At 54.3% G+C, this 5,285-nt stretch carries 2 tRNA genes and 2 rRNA genes; all 4 read right to left on the bottom strand.

Annotation, left to right across the window (positions count from 1 at the left end):
• Positions 1 to 2,831: ribosomal RNA gene (locus EGK76_RS15275) — 23S ribosomal RNA — on the bottom strand; the annotation flags it as partial.
• Positions 2,832 to 3,070: 239 nt separating this feature from the next.
• Positions 3,071 to 3,146: transfer RNA gene (locus EGK76_RS15270), tRNA-Ala, on the bottom strand.
• Between the two features lie 4 nt (positions 3,147 to 3,150).
• A tRNA-Ile gene (locus EGK76_RS15265) sits at positions 3,151 to 3,227 on the bottom strand.
• 73 nt (positions 3,228 to 3,300) lie between these two features.
• Positions 3,301 to 4,845 (bottom strand): 16S ribosomal RNA (locus EGK76_RS15260).
• Between the last annotated feature and the right edge of the window lie 440 nt (positions 4,846 to 5,285).

The following is a 5,285-nucleotide window of genomic DNA, read 5'->3' as shown; positions in this document are numbered from 1 at the left end:
CTTACACACCCAGCCTATCAACCACCTGGTCTTGATGGTTCCTTCAGGGGAGTCAAGCTCCCGGGAGATCTCATCTTGAGGCGCGCTTCCCGCTTAGATGCTTTCAGCGGTTATCGCTTCCGAACATAGCTACCCGGCAGTGCCACTGGCGTGACAACCGGAACACCAGAGGTTCGTCCACTCCGGTCCTCTCGTACTAGGAGCAGCCCCTCTCAAATCTCCAACGCCCATGGCAGATAGGGACCGAACTGTCTCACGACGTTCTGAACCCAGCTCGCGTACCACTTTAAATGGCGAACAGCCATACCCTTGGGACCGACTACAGCCCCAGGATGTGATGAGCCGACATCGAGGTGCCAAACACCGCCGTCGATATGAACTCTTGGGCGGTATCAGCCTGTTATCCCCGGAGTACCTTTTATCCGTTGAGCGATGGCCCTTCCATACAGAACCACCGGATCACTAAGTCCTAGTTTCCTACCTGCTTGATCCGTCGATCTCGCAGTCAAGCACGCTTATGCCTTTGCACACAGTGCGCGATGTCCGACCGCGCTGAGCGTACCTTCGAGCTCCTCCGTTACTCTTTGGGAGGAGACCGCCCCAGTCAAACTACCCACCATACATGGTCCCCGATCCGGATAACGGACCTAGGTTAGAACGTCAAGCACGACAGGGTGGTATTTCAAGGTTGGCTCCACCACAGCTAGCGCCATGGTTTCAAAGCCTCCCACCTATCCTACACAGACGAACTCAACGTTCAATGTAAAGCTATAGTAAAGGTTCACGGGGTCTTTCCGTCTTGCCACGGGAACGCTGCATCTTCACAGCGATTTCAATTTCACTGAGTCTCGGGTGGAGACAGCGCCGCCATCGTTACGCCATTCGTGCAGGTCGGAACTTACCCGACAAGGAATTTCGCTACCTTAGGACCGTTATAGTTACGGCCGCCGTTTACCGGGGCTTCGATCAAGAGCTTCGCCTTGCGGCTGACCCCATCAATTAACCTTCCGGCACCGGGCAGGCGTCAGACCCTATACGTCCACTTTCGTGTTTGCAGAGTCCTGTGTTTTTGATAAACAGTCGCAGCGGCCTGGTCACTGCGGCCCCCGATCGCTGTAGCCCGCATGGGCCACGATCAAGGGCGCACCTTCTCCCGAAGTTACGGTGCTATGTTGCCTAGTTCCTTCACCCGAGTTCTCTCAAGCGCCTTAGAATTCTCTTCCTACCCACCTGTGTCGGTTTACGGTACGGTCTGCATAAGCTGAAGCTTAGGGGCTTTTCCTGGAAGCGTGGTATCAGTCACTTCGCTCTAATGAGCTCGTCTCGGTGCTCGGAGTTGAAGGGTCCCGGATTTGCCTAAGACCCACTCCTACCGCCTTTCCCCAGGACAACCAACGCCTGGTAGACCTAACCTTCTCCGTCCCCCCATCGCACTTATGCGAGGTGCTGGAATATTAACCAGCTTCCCATCGACTACGCATTTCTGCCTCGCCTTAGGGGCCGACTCACCCTGCGTCGATTAACGTTGCGCAAGGAAACCTTGGGCTTTCGGCGTGCGGGCTTTTCACCCGCATTATCGTTACTCATGTCAGCATTCGCACTTCCGATACCTCCAGCAGACTTCTCAATCCACCTTCAACGGCTTACGGAACGCTCCTCTACCGCGCATATATAAATATATGCACCCCAAGCTTCGGTTTATCACTTAGCCCCGTTAAATCTTCCGCGCAGACCGACTCGACCAGTGAGCTATTACGCTTTCTTTAAAGGATGGCTGCTTCTAAGCCAACCTCCTGGCTGTCTGTGCCTTTCCACATCGTTTCCCACTTAGTGATAATTTGGGACCTTAGCTGTGGGTCTGGGTTGTTTCCCTTTTCACGACGGACGTTAGCACCCGCCGTGTGTCTCCCATGCAGTCTGTCTTGGTATTCGGAGTTTGCAATGGTTTGGTAAGTCGCAATGACCCCCTAGCCATAACAGTGCTCTACCCCCAAGAAGATTCACATGAGGCGCTACCTAAATAGCTTTCGAGGAGAACCAGCTATCTCCGGGTTCGATTAGCTTTTCACTCCTAATCACACCTCATCCCCTACCTTTGCAACGGGAGTGGGTTCGGGCCTCCAGTTGATGTTACTCAACCTTCACCCTGGGCATGACTAGATCACCCGGTTTCGGGTCTATTGCCCGCGACTATGCGCCCTTATCAGACTCGGTTTCCCTTCGCCTCCCCTATACGGTTAAGCTTGCCACGAACAATAAGTCGCTGACCCATTATACAAAAGGTACGCAGTCACTCCTTGCGGAGCTCCTACTGCTTGTACGCACACGGTTTCAGGATCTATTTCACTCCCCTCTCCGGGGTTCTTTTCGCCTTTCCCTCACGGTACTGGTTCACTATCGGTCGGTCAGGAGTATTTAGCCTTGGAGGATGGTCCCCCCATGTTCAGACAGGGTTTCTCGTGCCCCGCCCTACTCAATTTCATCGAAATGGCCCTTTCGCATACAGGGCTGTCACCTTCTATGGCCGGTCTTTCCAGGACCGTTTTGCTAGAACCAAATCGACTTTTGGGCTGTTCCCCGTTCGCTCGTCACTACTCAGGGAATCTCGGTTGATTTCTTTTCCTACGGTTACTTAGATATTTCAGTTCACCGCGTTCGCCTCGTACAGCTATGTATTCACTGCACGATACCTCCTAAGAGGTGGGTTTCCCCATTCGGACATTACCGGATCAAAGCTTGTTGCCAGCTCCCCGATACTTTTCGCAGGCTACCACGTCCTTCATCGCCTCTGACCGCCAAGGCATCCACCGTGTGCGCTTATTCGCTTGACCATATAACCCCAAGTCGCCTCAGGGTCATATTTCTGTCGGTGGGTACAAAGCACCGACGCGAAATACAACGACTCAATTTACTAGGGACTCGAGGTCCCCGCCTTAGCCTCACGACACGTTTGAGTTCTTGTCTCAGACGCTCGCTACTTCCCTATTTTTCAAAGAACCATCGTCAGGCCACAGTGCCTGGCGACATTCAAATCTTGTGTGTGCGCAGCGATCGGTATTCAAAACAAGAGTGGTGGAGCCTGTCGGGATCGAACCGACGACCCCCTGCTTGCAAAGCAGGTGCTCTCCCAGCTGAGCTAAGGCCCCAAAGTGGTGGGTCTGGGAGGACTCGAACCACCGGCCTCACCCTTATCAGGGGTGCGCTCTAACCACCTGAGCTACAGACCCAGTCTCGCTCTTGATTACCAATCGTGCAGGTTACTTATGAGGACGCCTGGACAAGTAATGTGGTCTTGTCTCTAAAGGAGGTGATCCAGCCGCACCTTCCGATACGGCTACCTTGTTACGACTTCACCCCAGTCATCGGCCACACCGTGGCAAGCGCCCTCCCGAAGGTTAAGCTACCTGCTTCTGGTGCAACAAACTCCCATGGTGTGACGGGCGGTGTGTACAAGGCCCGGGAACGTATTCACCGCAGCAATGCTGATCTGCGATTACTAGCGATTCCGACTTCACGGAGTCGAGTTGCAGACTCCGATCCGGACTGAGAGAAGGTTTCTGGGATTGGCTTGCCCTCGCGGGTTTGCAGCCCTCTGTCCTTCCCATTGTAGTACGTGTGTAGCCCTGGCCGTAAGGGCCATGATGACTTGACGTCATCCCCACCTTCCTCCGGTTTGTCACCGGCGGTCTCCTTAGAGTTCCCACCATTACGTGCTGGCAACTAAGGACAAGGGTTGCGCTCGTTGCGGGACTTAACCCAACATCTCACGACACGAGCTGACGACAGCCATGCAGCACCTGTGTTCGAGTTCCCGAAGGCACCAATCCATCTCTGGAAAGTTCTCGACATGTCAAGGCCAGGTAAGGTTCTTCGCGTTGCATCGAATTAAACCACATACTCCACCGCTTGTGCGGGCCCCCGTCAATTCCTTTGAGTTTCAGTCTTGCGACCGTACTCCCCAGGCGGCGAACTTAACGCGTTAGCTTCGATACTGAGTTCCTAATTGAACCCAACATCCAGTTCGCATCGTTTAGGGCGTGGACTACCAGGGTATCTAATCCTGTTTGCTCCCCACGCTTTCGTGCCTCAGTGTCAGTGCTGGTCCAGGTAGTCGCCTTCGCCACGGATGTTCCTCCCGATCTCTACGCATTTCACTGCTACACCGGGAATTCCACTACCCTCTACCGCACTCTAGCCTGCCAGTATCCAATGCAATTCCCAGGTTGAGCCCAGGGCTTTCACATCAGACTTAACAAACCACCTACGCACGCTTTACGCCCAGTAATTCCGAGTAACGCTTGCACCCTTCGTATTACCGCGGCTGCTGGCACGAAGTTAGCCGGTGCTTATTCTTTGGGTACCGTCAGAACAATCGGGTATTAACCGACTGCTTTTCTTTCCCAACAAAAGGGCTTTACAACCCGAAGGCCTTCTTCACCCACGCGGCATGGCTGGATCAGGCTTGCGCCCATTGTCCAATATTCCCCACTGCTGCCTCCCGTAGGAGTCTGGACCGTGTCTCAGTTCCAGTGTGGCTGATCATCCTCTCAGACCAGCTACGGATCGTCGCCTTGGTGGGCCTTTACCCCGCCAACTAGCTAATCCGACATCGGCTCATCTATCTGCGCCAGGCCCGAAGGTCCCCGGCTTTCACCCGTAGGTCGTATGCGGTATTAGCGTAAGTTTCCCTACGTTATCCCCCACAAATAGGCAGATTCCGATGTATTCCTCACCCGTCCGCCACTCGCCACCCAAGGAGCAAGCTCCTCTGTGCTGCCGTTCGACTTGCATGTGTTAGGCCTGCCGCCAGCGTTCACTCTGAGCCAGGATCAAACTCTTCACTTAAAATTTTCGATACGACCGAAGTCGCATCTAATGCTTCGAGTGCAGATGTCTTTCCTGAGCTTCGAACTACTCACCAGCATTTGCATGCTTTTGAATCTTTCTTGCTCTTTCTAGAACGCCTGCTAATGGACTCACACCACCAGCCAGACGTCCGCATAAGTATCCTGCGCACACTGTCAAAGATCTTCGGAAGTGGCCTCAGCGCCTGCTTCCCAGTGCTTCGAAGTTTCCTCCGAAGCGAGCCGCCCATTGTAGCGCGGTTTTCGCTGCCGTCAACACCTCGTTGAGGGTGACTTTTCAGCGGCTTCAGCGTCCGGCCCGAAGGCGTTTCGTTGAAGCGAGCCGCACATATTACCGCGACTTTCGAGTCTGTCAACACCGTGTGAAAGCGTGTTTCCCGTCCCGCCCCGCCCGGTTCGCCGCCCCGAAGAGCAGCCCGC

The organism is Luteimonas sp. 100069 (genome assembly GCF_003813845.1).
In the GTDB taxonomy this organism is placed as follows: Bacteria; Pseudomonadota; Gammaproteobacteria; order Xanthomonadales; family Xanthomonadaceae; genus Luteimonas; species Luteimonas chenhongjianii.
Note: the sequence above shows the minus strand (reverse complement) of the source record. Positions and strands in the feature narration are given on the sequence as shown.